The 14,457-nt window shown below is 67.4% G+C and carries 17 protein-coding genes; 6 read left to right on the top strand and 11 right to left on the bottom strand.

Features of this window, described 5'->3' with window-relative positions; all coding sequences use genetic code 11:
• Positions 1–45 precede the first annotated feature (45 nt).
• Positions 46–1,125, bottom strand: coding sequence for a serine hydrolase domain-containing protein (locus OQ968_RS09250; RefSeq protein WP_324676930.1), 1,080 nt, complete (start codon positions 1,123–1,125; stop codon positions 46–48).
• Between the two features lie 197 nt (positions 1,126–1,322).
• Between OQ968_RS09250 and OQ968_RS09245 the strand changes: the two genes are divergently transcribed.
• Positions 1,323–1,790 (top strand): SRPBCC family protein, encoded by a 468-nt coding sequence (locus OQ968_RS09245; RefSeq protein WP_324676928.1) that lies wholly within the window; start codon positions 1,323–1,325, stop codon positions 1,788–1,790.
• 16 nt (positions 1,791–1,806) lie between these two features.
• On the opposite strand, the gene OQ968_RS09240 is transcribed toward OQ968_RS09245, so the two are convergent.
• Positions 1,807–2,010 carry a hypothetical protein gene (locus OQ968_RS09240; RefSeq protein WP_324676926.1) on the bottom strand — a complete coding sequence of 68 codons (204 nt, stop codon included), beginning with the start codon at positions 2,008–2,010 and terminating at the stop codon, positions 1,807–1,809.
• Complete coding sequence (locus OQ968_RS24885; RefSeq protein ID WP_420715864.1) at positions 1,991–2,272, bottom strand: class I SAM-dependent methyltransferase; 282 nt, start codon at positions 2,270–2,272, stop codon at positions 1,991–1,993. Before OQ968_RS24885 ends, OQ968_RS09240 begins: the two co-directional genes overlap by 20 nt.
• 1 nt (position 2,273) lies before the next feature.
• Between OQ968_RS24885 and OQ968_RS09235 the strand changes: the two genes are divergently transcribed.
• A complete protein-coding gene (locus OQ968_RS09235) occupies positions 2,274–2,537 on the top strand; it encodes a hypothetical protein (protein WP_324676924.1) in 264 nt (87 codons plus the stop codon).
• Positions 2,538–2,617: 80 nt separating this feature from the next.
• On the opposite strand, the gene OQ968_RS09230 is transcribed toward OQ968_RS09235, so the two are convergent.
• Entirely contained in the window at positions 2,618–3,055 is a 438-nt protein-coding gene (locus OQ968_RS09230) for a hypothetical protein (protein WP_324676922.1), read from the bottom strand.
• 414 nt (positions 3,056–3,469) lie between these two features.
• On the opposite strand from OQ968_RS09230, the gene OQ968_RS09225 reads away from it, so the two are divergent.
• Positions 3,470–3,673, top strand: coding sequence for an excalibur calcium-binding domain-containing protein (locus OQ968_RS09225; protein ID WP_420715878.1), 204 nt, complete (start codon positions 3,470–3,472; stop codon positions 3,671–3,673).
• Between the two features lie 108 nt (positions 3,674–3,781).
• Here the strand turns inward: OQ968_RS09225 and OQ968_RS09220 are convergent, their stop codons facing one another.
• The 6 genes from OQ968_RS09220 to OQ968_RS09195 form a co-directional block, all read right to left on the bottom strand.
• Complete coding sequence (locus tag OQ968_RS09220; protein WP_324676920.1) at positions 3,782–4,945, bottom strand: LLM class flavin-dependent oxidoreductase; 1,164 nt, start codon at positions 4,943–4,945, stop codon at positions 3,782–3,784.
• Positions 4,946–5,051: 106 nt separating this feature from the next.
• Positions 5,052–5,480, bottom strand: a complete 429-nt coding sequence (locus tag OQ968_RS09215; RefSeq protein ID WP_324676918.1) for a hypothetical protein — start codon at positions 5,478–5,480, stop codon at positions 5,052–5,054.
• 262 nt (positions 5,481–5,742) lie between these two features.
• Positions 5,743–8,031, bottom strand: coding sequence for an isocitrate lyase ICL2 (aceA, locus tag OQ968_RS09210; RefSeq protein ID WP_324676916.1), 2,289 nt, complete (start codon positions 8,029–8,031; stop codon positions 5,743–5,745).
• A 135-nt stretch (positions 8,032–8,166) separates the two neighbouring features.
• The gene (locus tag OQ968_RS09205; RefSeq protein WP_324676914.1) at positions 8,167–8,778 is read right to left on the bottom strand and encodes a DUF5134 domain-containing protein; all 612 of its coding nucleotides are present in this window, start codon (positions 8,776–8,778) and stop codon (positions 8,167–8,169) included.
• A 10-nt stretch (positions 8,779–8,788) separates the two neighbouring features.
• Entirely contained in the window at positions 8,789–9,511 is a 723-nt protein-coding gene (locus OQ968_RS09200) for an MBL fold metallo-hydrolase (RefSeq protein WP_324676912.1), read from the bottom strand.
• 6 nt (positions 9,512–9,517) lie between these two features.
• Positions 9,518–10,714: a PucR family transcriptional regulator gene (locus tag OQ968_RS09195; protein WP_324676910.1), complete on the bottom strand. Its 1,197-nt coding sequence runs from the start codon at positions 10,712–10,714 to the stop codon at positions 9,518–9,520.
• 139 nt (positions 10,715–10,853) lie between these two features.
• Here OQ968_RS09195 and OQ968_RS09190 point away from each other — a divergent pair, with 139 nt between their 5' ends.
• From OQ968_RS09190 to OQ968_RS09180, 3 genes are read left to right on the top strand one after another with little or no spacing between them, the layout of a single operon-like run.
• Positions 10,854–11,300: an SRPBCC family protein gene (locus tag OQ968_RS09190; RefSeq protein ID WP_324676908.1), complete on the top strand. Its 447-nt coding sequence runs from the start codon at positions 10,854–10,856 to the stop codon at positions 11,298–11,300.
• A gap of 44 nt (positions 11,301–11,344) precedes the next feature.
• Entirely contained in the window at positions 11,345–11,950 is a 606-nt protein-coding gene (locus OQ968_RS09185; protein ID WP_324676906.1) for a YbhB/YbcL family Raf kinase inhibitor-like protein, read from the top strand.
• Positions 11,951–12,006: 56 nt separating this feature from the next.
• Positions 12,007–12,807 carry a lipase family protein gene (locus tag OQ968_RS09180; protein ID WP_324676904.1) on the top strand — a complete coding sequence of 267 codons (801 nt, stop codon included), beginning with the start codon at positions 12,007–12,009 and terminating at the stop codon, positions 12,805–12,807.
• A gap of 1 nt (position 12,808) precedes the next feature.
• Here OQ968_RS09180 and OQ968_RS09175 read toward each other — a convergent pair whose 3' ends face one another.
• Positions 12,809–14,371: an NAD(P)/FAD-dependent oxidoreductase gene (locus tag OQ968_RS09175; protein ID WP_324676902.1), complete on the bottom strand. Its 1,563-nt coding sequence runs from the start codon at positions 14,369–14,371 to the stop codon at positions 12,809–12,811.
• Positions 14,372–14,457: the final 86 nt, after the last annotated feature.

The following is a 14,457-nucleotide window of genomic DNA, read 5'->3' as shown; positions in this document are numbered from 1 at the left end:
GTCTAGGTGGCGGCCGAAGAGTCGTTGTGCGCCAGCTTGAGTCGGCTACATCCAGGCTTTGCCGAGCGCGTCGGCGAGTGCCTCGGGGTCTTGCTTGTCGGTGTTGCAGCTGACGGCCAGCGACGTTGCTCGGTCCTTGCTGACGCGAAACGCCGTGACGAACCCGCCCCAGGCGCCGTCGTGATCGAGCGTGCCGTTGGCCAGGGCGTAAATTCCGGCGCCGTACCGGTCCCCGCCCCCCGGCTCGGTGGGTACCGCCCCCGCCAGTTGCGCCGCCCTGAGTTTGGGTCCGCCCAGCCGGCCGGTTCGGTAGTTGTCGGCCCAACGGACCAGCTGGCTGGGCGTGGTCTGGATGCCGCCGTCGCCGACCTGTTCCCAGCCCGACCGGGTGGCGCGGTACCCGTCGCTGCCCTTCTCGTAGGCGACGGCCTTGCCGGGAACCTGCCCGATCGGATCCACGACCATGGCCAGACCCAGCGGATCGAAGATCTTCTCGGTTAGGTACTGCGCCAGCGGTTTCCGCGAGATCCGGTGGACGATCTCGCCCAGCAGCAGGTAATTGGAGTTCGAGTAGTCGAACCGGGACCCGGGCGCGAACTCCAGCTTCGGCACGCCGGCCAGGGCCCGCAGGGCCTGGTCCTCGGTGGTACGGTCGCCCAGCTGGAAGCCCTGCGCCTCGAGCAGCCCGACGTACTCGGGGACTCCGCTGGTCTGGTGCATCAGCTGCCCGACGGTGACCGCGCCGGACCACGGTAGTTCGGGAACGTATCGAGACAACGGGTCGTCGAGCGCCACCTCGCCCGCATCAACCAGCAGCAGCAGCGCGGTGGCGGTGAATTGCTTGGATACCGAGGCGATGTCGAACACGGTTTGCGGGGTGATCGCGTCGCCGGTTGAGATGTCCGCGACCCCGCGAACTCCCGTCCAGACGACCTTCCCCTCGACGCCGACCGCGGCCGAGCACCCCGGCGCGCCGACGTCGATGGCGTCGTCGAGCGCGTGCCGGCTGCGGGCCGCGGCCGCGTCGTGGTTTGTCGGGCCGGCGGGAGCGGCGTTTCGGCCACCGCCGCAACCGCTCAGCGACAGCACCGCCGCGACAAGTAGCACCGCTGGTCGCGTTATCATGTTGACTTACGAGGTGTTTCGCTCATGCGGAGGCGGCGCCGCGACCGGGCCGGCCTTGGCGGGTGCGGGTGGGGCCGAAACGGCATCGGCTGGCTCACAGGGTGAGTATGCGCCTGGCCTCGTCGCTGCGCGGCTCGAACGGTAAGGTACGCCCAATCCATTCAAGGTCATTCAGCTTTATCACCGGGGAGTCGGGCATGGCGGGTCGGAAGTTTTCCTTCGAGGTCAACAAGACCAGTAGCGCGCCGCCGGCGACGCTGTTCCGGCTCGTGGCGGATGGGGCCAATTGGTCGAGCTGGGCCAAGCCGATCGTGCTGCATTCGAGCTGGGCGCGCCAAGGCGATCCCCCGCCCGGCGGTGTCGGAGCCATCCGCAAGGTCGGGATGTGGCCGATGCTGGTACAGGAAGAGACGGTCGAGTACGAGCAGGATCGCCGGCACGCGTACAAATTGGTCGGACCTCCCTCCCCGGCCAAGGACTACTTCGGCGAGGTGGTGTTCACGCCGACGGCGTTCGGCGGCACCGACATTCGCTGGACGGGCTCGTTTGTCGAGGGAGTTCGCGGGACGGGTCCGTTGATGCGCGCCGCGATGGGCGGGGCGGTCCGGTTTTTTGCGGGTCGCCTGGTGAAGGCGGCCGAGCGCGAGTCGAGCGGCGGGCGGTAGCGTTTGTCGTTGCCGCTCAGGGCGTTTCGCTCTGGTGGATGCAGCGCAGCGGTGAGGCGGATCCGTAGATCAATCGTGAGGTCCCAGCCAAATTTGCGACCCAACCCAATCTTTGTAGCTGCCCGGCGAGTTCGGCGGGTTCATAGAACACCTTGACGACTCGATGCTCGGATCCATCATTCAGCCCGCGTTTCTGGACATCATCGACCTCGTCGATCACATAGGTCTTGCGTTGTGCGGGTGGGGTTTCGACGGTTGTCGATCAGAAACGCCCGTCCACCGGGCCGCAAGCACGAGCCCACGAGCTTCCAGAACTCCTCGAACAGACGCCGAGGCACGTGCGATAGCCAGAATGAGAAGAACACCATGTCGTAGCCGCGGTCCGGACGCCACTCGAAGACGTCGGCAACCACATAGGTCACATCGGACCGGCCAACCCGCTGCCGATTGAGACGCAGGGCCTCGCTTGACGAGTCGAGCACGGTGAGCGTGCTGGCAGTTTCGGGCAAGGTGCTGACTCCACCACCCGGTACCGCCCGCCAGCTCAAGGACGTCCCCGACCGGACCAAACGTGTCAACCGCGTGCGTCACCTGTTGGATCTGCCGGTCCCACTCCGCGGTATCGTCCGGGCCGTGATCGTAGCGGCCACGGCGTTGCCACCACTCATCGTATTGCGGAGCCCATGCCCGGTAGAACGAACGCTGATCGGCCAGCAGATCGATGAATGGATCGGCGGCATCATCTGATCGCCCGTGCATGCCTTGATTCTGCTACTGCTGGTTGCCCCAACGGCGCGCGATGGCCGAATCAAGCGCTGGACACCGGCTTACGGGTTGTTAGCCTGCTGCTCGTCCAGTTGAGCCTGCTGCATGCCTTGCTCAAACTGCTGCTCGGCCTGTTCGTTTTGCTGCTCGGCCTCCTGTTCGGCCTGCTGCATCTGCTGCAGGGCCAGTTGCTCCTGCTGTTGGGCCTGGTCGTCGGTGTCGTCGGCGGCGAAGCCTCCCCCGCCGGACACGTTCGGTGGCGTCTGCTGGAATTGCAGGCCAGCCGGACCGCTGGCCGGCGCCGGTAAGCCAACGGCCATCTCCGTCAAGCGGACTGATCCGAGCATGGTGTTGGTTGCATCGGGTCGGGCGGCATCGAACACCGCGAGCATCGCGATCGCCGCGGCCCCGGCGAAAAACAGTTGCATCATTCGTAATTGCCGGCGTCGCGCGCCGGCTGCGTGGGTTCCATGGGGCTGGTGGCCAGCGGTGTTGTTCATGCTTCAGGTTTGCGCTATGTCGCTAGCTATCAGCTGGGAATCGCCTATCGCCCGCATATGAAATCACGCGTGTTTACTCTCGCCGCCCGGACCGGTGCCGACGCGGATTCGCGCCGCGCTCCGCGTTAAGGCCAATTCTGCGGTGCTCCCGGCGCGACAGCGGTCTCGTCTAGCCGACGAGCCGATGCTCTGCGGCCTGGCGAAGGACGGCAGGAACCGGTGGGCTACGGCTACCGAATGACTCGAACTGCCGGGCGTAGGTCCGGTGGATCATGTGCGACCAAAAAGAAGCGCGTCAAGCCGATAGATGAGTCGTCTATGAACCGCACAACAAACGACCGCAAGCGAAGCGAGGGCGCGATACCTTTCAGCGACCTCACAGCGAGATCATCATGAGAAGGGTTGAATAGCATCGTGATTCGCGCACTAGTCATAACCACCGCTGCAGCAGGGATTATCACTGGGGCCACGGTTAACGCTCCCATGGCAACCGCTAGCGGGCCGTACCGGAACTGCACGGAGGCGCACCGCGATGGCCGATACAACATCCCGAAGGGTGATCCCGACTACCGGCCCGGGCTGGACCGTGACAATGACGGCCTCGCCTGCGAGGGCTAAACCCCGTTAATTTGGGCGGCCTTCTCATCCCAGGCTGAAATCCGCAACATTGAAGTAGCTATGCGGCAGCAGAGACCGACGCCACGGAGTGAGCTTTATTCGCCGCCGCTACTTCGAATTGACCTCGTCCTGGTACTTCTTCGCCATGTGCTCGACGGCCTGCAGCTGCGACTGCGCGAGGCCCTCGCGCACCTGGCCGGCGCGCGCCGCGGCATCCAGCGTCGGCTGCGCTAGACCCTGGAAGTGCGGCATGACCTCGGCGGCGAACAATTCGGCGGAGCGTTTGGTTGCCGCCGGGTTGGCCCACTCGTGGCCCATCTGCAGCATGCAGCCGAAGCCGCCGGACTGGTCCCACAGCCGCTGCACCTGCTCCCGCGCCCGCTCGGGCGTGCCGATGACGCCCGCGCCGTTGTCGTTGATGATGTCGATCATCTCGTCGAGCTGCTCCCCCGGCATCGTCATCTGCGGGAAGGCGGCGACCTTCTGGAAGTAGTTGAACCACGACTCGATGCCGAATTTCACGTCGGCGCGGGCCTGTTCGTCGGTCTCGGCGATGTGCATCGGCCCGACCAGGCTCCAGTTCCTGCGGTCGACCTGCGTGCCGAAGGCCGCGGCGCGCTCCTCGACGATGCCCCAGTGATACGAAAGCGCGTTGAAGCCCTCGATTGTCAGCGTCGCCCCGATGGAGAGCAGCCCGATGCCGTGCTTGCCGGCCAGCCTCGCCCCCGTCGGTGACGCGACCGCCGCCACCGCCAGCGGGATCCCGCCGTCGGAGTACGGCGCCAGCTGCAACTTGGCGTCGAAAAGCTGGTGGGTGGCGGTTTTGGCGCTCACCGTCTCGCCCGCCAGCAACCGGACGACGATGTCGAGGTTGGTTTCGAGAAGCTCGCGGGTGTCGGTGGGGTTCAGCCCGATCATCGCGGAGTCGGTGGGCAGCGAGCCCGGTCCCACCCCGCCGATCACGCGGCCGTGGGTGAGGTGATCGAGCAGCATCAGGCGGTCGGCGACCCAAAGCGGGTTGTGGTACGCGAGCGAAATGACCCCGGTGCCAAAGCGAATCCGCTTGGCGCGCTCGGCGGCGGCGGCGATGAAGATCTCCGGTGAGCTGATGATCTCGCTGCCGGCCGAATGGTGCTCGCCCAACCACACCTCGTCGAAGCCGAGGGCGTCGAGATGCTCGATGAACTCGAGGTCACGCTGCAACGCGAGCGTCGGGTTTGTGCCCGCACGATGGAATGGGGCGATGAAATAACCGAACCTGAGCTTGGCCATCGAAATCCCTTTGCATTCGAGTTGCTCGAACAATAACCCGAATGCCGCGATCGTCCCTAGGCCACCGCTGCCGGTGCGTGACCGCGCGCTCAAAAGCGGCAGCCGATCACGGATATCCGCCGCAGACGTTGCCGACGCAACCGCCGCCACCGCCGGGTCCGCCGCCGCCACCGCCGACGCCGGGAATGGTGCCGCCGCCACCGCCGGGCCCGCCGCCACCCGTGGGGCCGCCCGGGATGTTGCCGCCTCCGCCACCCGGCCCACCGCCACCGGTGGGGCCGCCCGGGATGTTGCCGCCTCCGCCGCCGGGGCCGCCACTACCGGTGGGGCCACCGGGAACGGTGCCGCCTCCGCCGCCGGGACCGCCGGTGCCCGGTGTGGTGGATGGGGTGGGCGCCGCGCTGGACGACGGGGTCGTCGTCGGCGTCGTGCTACTGCTCGGACCCTTGTTACCGCCACCCCCGCAGCCGACCGCGAGGACGAGCGCGGCGGCGCCGCCGAAGAGCGCGACAGCAGTCCTGGCCTCGGATCTCATCAGATTCCCCACTCTCCGCTCGCGCCACATGTATCCACCTCTCAGTACCCCGGATGCCGGAGTGCAAACAGGCGCAAACAGGATTGGAGGACCGAGGGGGCTGGGCGGGCACCGGTGAGTTTTCGTCGAGATCGACGCTGGCGCGGAAAAGTGCGAGTGACATGCACGCTAGCGTCGATCTCGACCCCCAGGATCAGGTCGCGGCGCACATGCAGCCGGTGAACAGCCCGGAAGTCGATGGGCGCCGGCGCGCGAGGCCCGCCTAGCCTTCCTTGGTGATCAGCTTCCGCAGCGCGACGCGGTCGGGGGTGAGCAGCTCCTCGATGCGTGGGCGGTTGACCTCGGCGACGATGATCTCGCCGACCTCCTGGTTGACCTCGCTGAAGATGCCGTGGGACTTCATCTTCGAGGTCTGATACTGGTTGTCCTCGGTGGGCGTGACGTAGTACACCGCGTCGGCCTTGAAGCGGTGGACCAGCCACAGGTGGATCAAAGTCATCAGCCGCTTCTTGCGCAGCTTCTCGGCGAAGGTGTTCTGGTCGCGCACGGTCAGGATGCTGCGGCCGTGGCGGTCCTTGATGGGATCGAACACGACGTTGGCGAGCTGCTCGTCCCCCTCGCCGTAGATCCCGAGCACTAGTACATCCGAGCCGGCGCGCCGGGGTCGCAACTGCACGCGCAGCTTCTCGCCGAGCTGGTAGTGGTCGCTCCACAGCGCCAGCCACTCCTCCAGCAGCTTCTTCGGCACCTCGGTCTGCACCAGATGCTGGTGCTGGGTCGACCCCTTGCCCATGGCCTTGGTGGTCGCCGTGCGGCCCGAGGACGCGGCCAGCGCGGCGTCGCTGCGCGGACCACCGACCAGGGTCTGCGGCGTGCGGTAGGGAGACTCGACCAGACGCATCTTGCGCTGCAGACGAGCCAGCGCCAGCATGCCGTCCTGCCGCAGCGCGGTGGCGAACTCCTCGGCGGCGACGCCGTCGATCTGGTGCCCGCCGTAGGTGATGAAGTTGAAGACGAAGCCCATCTTGCCGAGCTCTTCGGGGAAGCGCTTCATCTCCTCGTCGGTCATGCCGGTGGTGTCCCAGTTGAACGACGGCGAGAGGTTGTAGGCCAGCATCTGGTCGGGGAATTCGGCGTGGATGGCGTCGGCGAATTGCTTGGCGTCGGCGAGATCCGCGGTCTTGGTCTCCATCCAGAGGATGTCGGCGAACGGCGCCGCGGCCAGCGACTTGGCGATCGCGTACGGTATGCCCCCGCGGATCTGGTAGTAACCCTCGGGCGTCTTGGCCAGCTCGCAGTCCCAGGGCGAGTCGACGCCCAGCTCCTTCGCCTTCTCCTTGGCCTCGTAGAGCGAGGCGCGCTGGGCGAACCGGCGCCACTCGTCGGGGCTCATGCCGGCCGGCTCGTCCTCGCTCTCGCCGAACTCGAGCACCTCGGCCACGGCCTCGCCGTAGGTCATCAGCCCGGCGTCGTCCTCCCAGGCGGCCACGAACCGCGACTCGACCTGGTCGAAGAGATCGTCGATCGAGTGTTGCCCGTCCTCCCGCCAGGCGTTGATGGCGTCGGAGATCAGCCCCTGGATGCCCTGGCGCTCGAGCCAGGCCGTGGCGCCCGCGTACTCGGAGTCGGACATCGCGTAGAGCAGGTGACCGTTGAGTTCCTTGACGCCCAGCTCGTAGAAGCGCCGCATCAGCGCCAGGAAGCAGGACTTGTACGACGGGATGTTGAGGTTGGTGGCACCGAGCAGGAACGGCTGGTCGCGCTCGTCGGCGCGGCTGTCGATCAGGTTGGCCGCCTCCGCGTCGGTGCGGGCGACGATGATCCCCGGCACCCGCATGACGTCGAGCTGGAAACGGGCGGCGTTGAGCCGCTTGATCTGTTCGTCCGACGGAACCAGCACCTTGCCGCCCTGGTGGCCGCACTTCTTGGTGCCCGGCCGCTGGTCCTCGATGTGGTACCCCGGCACACCGACCTCGACGAAGCGGCGGATCAGGTTGCGCACGTGCGGGTCGCCGCCGTGTCCGGTGTCGGCGTCGGCGATGATGAACGGCCGGAAGTCGTATTCCTTGGCCGCGGCGCGCTGCTGGTCGTTCATCTGCAGGCGTTGGTACTGCTGGTTGCGGTCGGCGGTCAGAAGCGCGCGCACCAGGACCGCGGCGTCGTCGGGAACCTGGCTCAGGGGGTAGCTGGCAAGATCCGGACCCGGGTCCTCGGTGGTCGAACCCTTGGCGGAGGTTGCCCAGCCACCGAGGTAGATCCCCTCGATGCCCATCCGCTTCATGCTCACCGCCTGCCCGGGCGAGTAGGGCCCGAACGTCGTGATGCTCTTCTTGGCGGCGAACAGCTCGCGAAGGCGCTTGTAGAAGGCCGCCGCCGCCTCGCGCGCCACGGTGTAGTCGGTGGGTATCGTGCCGCGCTGCTCCGCCACCTGGCGTGCCGTGTAGAGGCGGATGATCCCGGCGAAGCGCGGGTCGTCGAAGTATCGCTGGGTCGCGGCGACCTCTTGTTCGAACGGTGCGGGAACCTCGGTGTCCGCGTCGATGATGGCCATGAAGTCACGCTCCTCTTCAGCACGATTCCGCTGCACGTGAGTCTATCCCGGGACGACGGGGTTCAATCACCGGTTGACATCGCGCTCTATGGGCGGGCCCACGGGTATTCGTGCAATGTCGATGTGACACCCGGCTCAGGCCTGAAACAGCGTGGCGCCGAACATGATCGACATCGCGGCGGCCATCGTCGCTTGAGCCGGCGCAGTGAGTGAACGCCACCGACCATCCGCCGTCGGCCGTTCCGCCCGGAAACGGGACGTCCAGAAGACGGCGGATGCCACGAACCCGACGAACCAGAACCCGTTGACCGCCGCGACCCAGCCCGGTGACCCCGCGCCCGTCGGCACGACCGGCTCAGCCATGTCCATCTCCACGTGCGGGTGCGCCGACGAGTGGCTCGGCAACAGCAGCCCATGGACGAACGCATACATCCAGGCCATCGCCAACATCATCAGGGCGTGATAGCCATACACCGTCCGTAGTGGGGCCGTTTCGGCCGACACCAGGGCCGACGCCACGAACCACAGCGCCGCCAGCGCGAAGAACACCGAGGGTCCCGTCGCCGGCAGCTGTGCGCCCCACGGCCAGGCCATCACCGCCATCGCGACCGCCATGACGAGATGCAACCCGCATCGGACCACCTCGTCGACCGATCGATGCCGGACGACGACCACGAACCCCCATGCTGCGGCGCTCAGCGCGGACAGGCCGGTGACGATCCAGCGAAGAACCAGATCGTCGATCATGGGTCGTCGATCATGGGTGGTCCCGAGCCCGCTCTCCCTTATCTTTCAGCCAATCCCGCTGGCGACGAATGAACTCCGCGCCGACGGTCTTCCCGTGACCGGGGACGTAGATCGCATCGGGTCCGCCGAGCGCGAGCAGCCGGTCGAGGGTTGCCGGCCACGCCGCCACATCGGAATCGGCGTCGATCGCGGGATCGGCGGACTCCTCCACGAGGTCACCGGTGAACACTACGGCCCCGCCGCAGACACCTGCGGGCGCGATCACCACCAAGTCCGACGTCGTGTGGCCGCGGCCCGGGTGGGCGATCGTCACACGGCAGTCCCCGAGGTCGATGACGGCGTCGTGGACCCCGTGGCCTGGAGTTCGCAACGCCGCGATCGCGCGGTCGATTTCGGCCGCGTCCGCACCGTGGCGCAGGGCGTCGGCGCGAATCTCGTCGGTGGCCGATGACAGGTGTTCGACAACCTCTGGCGCGCAGAAGATCTCGGCCCCGGCGAACATCGAGGAACCCAAGACGTGATCGAAGTGCTTGTGGGTCAACACAATATGCGTGACCGGGCGTCCGGCGAGCCGCCGAACGTCGGCGTCGATGGCGGCGGCTTCGGTGAGCGTGCTGCCGGTGTCGACCAGCAGCGCCCCCGAACGGCCACACACCAGCCCGACCGTGACATCGCAGAACGGGAGCCGGCAGCGGTAGGCGTTGTCGGCCGGCTGTTCCCAGGCGAAATGCACGGACGCTCAGCCCGGCTGCAGCACGTCCGCGCCGTACCACCGGCAGGCAAGCAGCGCGAGTTCGACATCGACCCGGTCGTCCATCGGTCGCCCGCGCCTGGCGACCGCCCGCTCGACGGCGGGCGTCACGACACCGGAACGCAGGAATCCCCGCAGCGTGTGCCGCAGGCGAGCGTCGTCGTCGGTGTCGGACGCCAACGGGCCCAGGGTGTCGGCCACCCACCCGCGGATCTCCTCGACACCCGCGGCCAGCAGCGCCGCCGCGAGGATGCCGGGATCGGTCGCGGCGACCAGCACCCTCTCGCGGCCGCTGCGGGCAAGCCCGGCCGTCCGCGCGCGTAGCGCCTGGCGATGGGATCGCCGGAATCCGTTGACGCCGCGGCCCATAGCGCCGATCGCGATGTTGGGCGCGTCCGGTTGCGGGCCGACATAGTCGCGGATCTTGTTGACGACGTCGCCCGGCGGTGCGCGGTACGGCAACCAGGCCCACGCGCCGGCTTCGGCAGCGGTCAACAGTGCGCTCGCCGAAGCCTCGACAGTCTTCGCCAGGTCGCCGACGAACCGCTGCAGGCGGGCGTCCTGGTCGCCGGCCGACTGGCCGTCGGGATACCACACCACGAGCGCCAGGTGCTGCCAGCCCAGTGGATAGCCGATCGCCGTGGAGGCCGCGTCGACATCGACCGAAGTGTCATCGTCCAGCAGGTCCCGGACGTGCATCTCACGGGCCGCGCTTCGGGTCTCCCGCACCAGCTTGCGCTCGCCCTGGTAGGCCGCAAGGGCCTGCAGCTCCACCGCGTCGACGTACCGCAGCAACGCCGTGGTGATCGCCTCGATGGCCGCGACCCTGGCCGTTCGCTCCAGCCCGAACGCCTGCAGCTCGGCGACCACCAGTTCCGTCATCCGGCGTTGTCCCAGCCGGTGAGCCCGCAGCAACTCGTTGATCGGAACGTTGTGCCGGGCGAGGCGTAGTGCGTAGTCGATCGACGCGGCCGGCGCGGTGATCTGCTCCGCGGGTGTGTCGTGCAGCAGCGCACCCATGACCGTCCGGATGTGATCCTGGACCGCGCCGTGCAGCAACCGGACCATGGGGTCGTCGGAGGGAAGCTCGGCGATGTTGTCTTCGAGCGCGGCGCATATGGCGGCGGCGATGTCGGGGGCCCGCTCGCTGAGTCGGGTGGCGACTGCGGCGATTTGGCTATCCACGTCCAGCCTTGCCGTCGGGGTGCGCTTGGGTCACCCCATGACGGTAATGCCGGCGCGCCCGCCGAGTAGCGATACCGCCGGTTCGGCCCGGACGTCATCTGTAGGTTTCGGCAGGCGTGGCCGCGGCTATCTGCTTGGCATGGCTGTCTCCGACTCCCGCGAAGTCGTCATCAAGGCGACACCCGACGAGATCATGGACGTCTTGTTCGACCTCGAATCGTTGCCCGAGTGGTCCTCGACCCATCAAAAGGTCGAGGTCCTCGAGCGGGACGACCAGGGCCGGCCGACCAAATCGCGCCAGGTCGTCAAGGTGGTGGGGGTCAGCGACGAGCAGGTGCTGGCCTACACGGTTCACGACGACGGGGTGAGCTGGACGCTGGTCAGCGCGAAACAGCAACGCGCGCAGGAGGGCCGCTACACGTTGACGCCCGAGGGCGACTCCACCCGGCTCCGCTTCGACCTGACGGTCGACCCGACCGTGCCGCTTCCCGGGTTCTTGATCAAGAGGGGGGCGAAGGGCTTGATGGAAACCGCCACCGAGGGCCTGCGGAAGCGAGTGCTCGAGGTCAAGAAGCGCGGCGCGTAACCGGTGGCTATCTTCTCGGGCCGCGGTTAGCGACACTGTCTGGTATGGAATCGACGGCTCGCACCCTGCGCCGAATCGCATTGGCCATCCCGGGCCTGGCACTTCTGGTGATGCTGGTCGGCTGCGGCGGGCACGGTGACACTCCGACGACGACGCCGCAGGCGCCGCACCCGACGACGGTGGGCCGGTCCGTGCCCCAGGCGCCGCCCGCCGGCGCGCTGACGATCACGAGTCCCGCGTTCGCCGACGGCGCGCCGATCCCGGTGCAATACACATGCAAGGGCGCCGACACGGCGCCGCCGTTGGCGTGGTCGGCGCCGTCGGGGGGCGCCCTGGTCGTCGACGATCCCGACGCGCCGCACGGACCCTACGTGCACTGGATCGTGACCGGCATCCCATCCGGCTCGGGCAGCACCGCCGATGGTCAAACCCCCGCCGGCGCAAGCGCTGTGCCCAACTCGGGCGGCCAGCCCGCCTACATGGGACCGTGCCCGCCGGCGGGCACCGGGACACACCACTACCGGTTCAGCCTCTACCAGCTTCCGGCCACGTTCCAGCTCGCGCCGGGGCTGGCCGGCGTGCAGGCGGCACAGGCGATAGCGCAGGCCGCGACCGCACGGACCGTGCTCACCGGGACGTTCGGGGCCTGACCATGCCGACGCCGCCGGCGTTAGATCTAACGAGGGCAATACAATTCGGCCAGCTGGTGAACGCGACCTACTCGACGCCGCCCGGTGACCTGACGAATGCCGCCGGTCAATCGCTGAGTGCCGGCGGGATCGACTACGTCGTGGTCACGACGATCTACGCCAACGATTTGGCAACCGACATGGACCCCGGCGCAGCAGACGTCGAGGTCTCCATCGGGCTGATCTGTCAGGTGAACAAGGCCGGCGACGTGGTGATCGCGATTCGGGGCACCGAGGGAATCTTGGAGTGGATCCACGACGCCGCGTTCGACCTGGTGTCTTGCCCGTTCCTGGCCGGAGCCGGCCACACCGAAGACGGCTTCACCGCCATGTACGAGTCCCTGCGGACCGGGGTGCAGCCGGATTCGCCGACCGTGGTCGCCGCGCTCGCGAAACTCGCGTTTCCCAACCCGATCAGCTCGGTGACGATCTGCGGGCACAGCCTGGGCGGAGCTCTCGCCACGCTGCTTGCCCTCGACGTCGCGGCGAACACGGCCTTCAGCCAGCCGGCCGTCTACTCCTATGGCAGCCCGCGCACCGGGGATTCGCTGTTCGCCAAAACCTTCGACCAGGTGGTGACCAACTCGTATCGGATCGCCAGTCGCCTGGACATCGTGACCGGCCTGCCCCCGCCGATCGACTACGAGCACGTGCTCAATCCCGTTGAGCTGATTCCGATCCGGCTGACACCGCTGCCGCCGAAGGTCTTGGTCAAGTCCAACGTGGCGTGCGAGCATTCACTCGCGACGTACCTGTATCTGTTGTCCCTGCAATCCGGCGGCCCGGTCCTGCCCCTCGAGCCCGCCTGCAAGCCCTGATTCAAGACGCGTCGTCGAGGACCTGATAGCCGGCGTTGTAGCCCGGTGTGAAGGTAATGCCCGGGCCGCCATGGCATCCCGCGCCGCCGAGGTAGAGGCCGTCGATCGGGATCGGGAAGTCGAGGAACCCCCTGGGCCCGGGGCGATTGGGTCCCATCAGGTCGGGGTGCAGCAGGCCGTGGCAGAAGTCGCCGGCGGGCGCGCCGAACATGGTGTTCATGTGGTACGGCGCGAACGTGATGTGGCGGATCACGATGTCCTTGAAGTTCGGGGCCAGCCGGGTGATCTTGTCGATAACGCGTTGTGCCATCTCGTTTTTGAGGTGCCCGTGCCGCTCTCGGTCGACTTCGACGGGGAAGGCGTAGGCGAACGCGCTGGCGGCGTGCTTGCCGGGCGGCGCCATGCCGGGATCGTGCACCGAGGGGATCTGCATTCCCATCGACGGGTTGTCGGGCACAATGCCCCGCCGGCAGTTTTCCCAGTGCAGCTGTTGCTCTTCCGGGGCGCCGAAGATGCCGACAGACTGCTGCATGCCCGCCTCGTTCAAGAAATCGTAGGGCGGGGCGAATTGGGGCAGCCCGTCCAGCGCGAAGTGGATCTGCACGAAGGAGGCGCGGTGATCGCGGCCGGACAGGCGCGAAACGAGCTCCGCCGGAACATGTTCGGGCCCGACGAGCTCGGTGAGGGTGACATCCGGCGACAGGTTCGACACGACGATCGGAGCCGACAGCGTCGACCCGTCACGCAGCCGCACACCCGTCACCGCGCCGCGGTCGACGAGAATCTGTTCCGCCTTGGTGCGGAACCGGATCTCGCCGCCGTGGGCGATGAAGAGCTCGCGCAGGTGCTCGGTGAGCGCGCCGATCCCGCCCTTGAGCTTGGTCATCATCGCGGCGCCCTCGTCGGGCACGGCCAGTGCGAACGCCAGGCAGGTGGCGCTGCCCGGCGTGTACGGGCCGCGGTAGGTCGAATTGACGGCCAGGAAGGCGAGCATCCCGCGCATGACCGCGTGCCTCTCCCTGTCGGGCAGGTATCGGTCGATGACGTCCATCGCCGAGCCGAACAGCATCTCGTGGATCGCCCGGCGTTCGGCCTCGTTGGCCGCGCAGGCATACATCTCGTCGAGCGTCTTGGGGGGTGTGCGAACGTCGAAGCGGCCCAGGGCCTTTGCGGGACCCTGGCTCCAGCCGATCAGCTCGGCCATGCCGGTGACGGCCTCGAGCCCGTGCTTCTCGCTCAGGTGCGTCATCAGCTTCATCGGGTCGCGGTAGAAGATCATCGGCTCCTCGCCGTGGTCGCCGATGTTGGTCGACATCACCTCGGGCTCCACGGTGGGCAGGCTGTCCAGCCCCAGGTCCTTGCTGATTTGGCTGGCCGTCGGGAATTGCACCGAACCCGCTATCTCATAGCGGAACCCGTCGATCAACTCGACCGTCGCCGCCATGCCCCCGGCGTAGGTATTGGCCTCCAGGCACACCGTGCGCAGGCCCGCCCGCTGCAGGATCGCCGCGGCCGTCAGCCCGTTGTGGCCCGCGCCCACCACGATCGCGTCATAGTCCGTCATCGCTTCCTCCCTGGGTCGTGACAAGAATATGTCAGTACTGACATAATTGGAAGATGTCAGTACTGATTCGCGCGGGCTGGGCTACC

The sequence above is a fragment of the Mycobacterium sp. 663a-19 genome (genome assembly GCF_035616495.1).
Lineage (GTDB): Bacteria > Actinomycetota > Actinomycetes > Mycobacteriales > Mycobacteriaceae > Mycobacterium.
The sequence above is the reverse complement of the archived record's forward strand: the minus strand, read 5'-3'. Positions and strand labels throughout refer to the sequence as shown.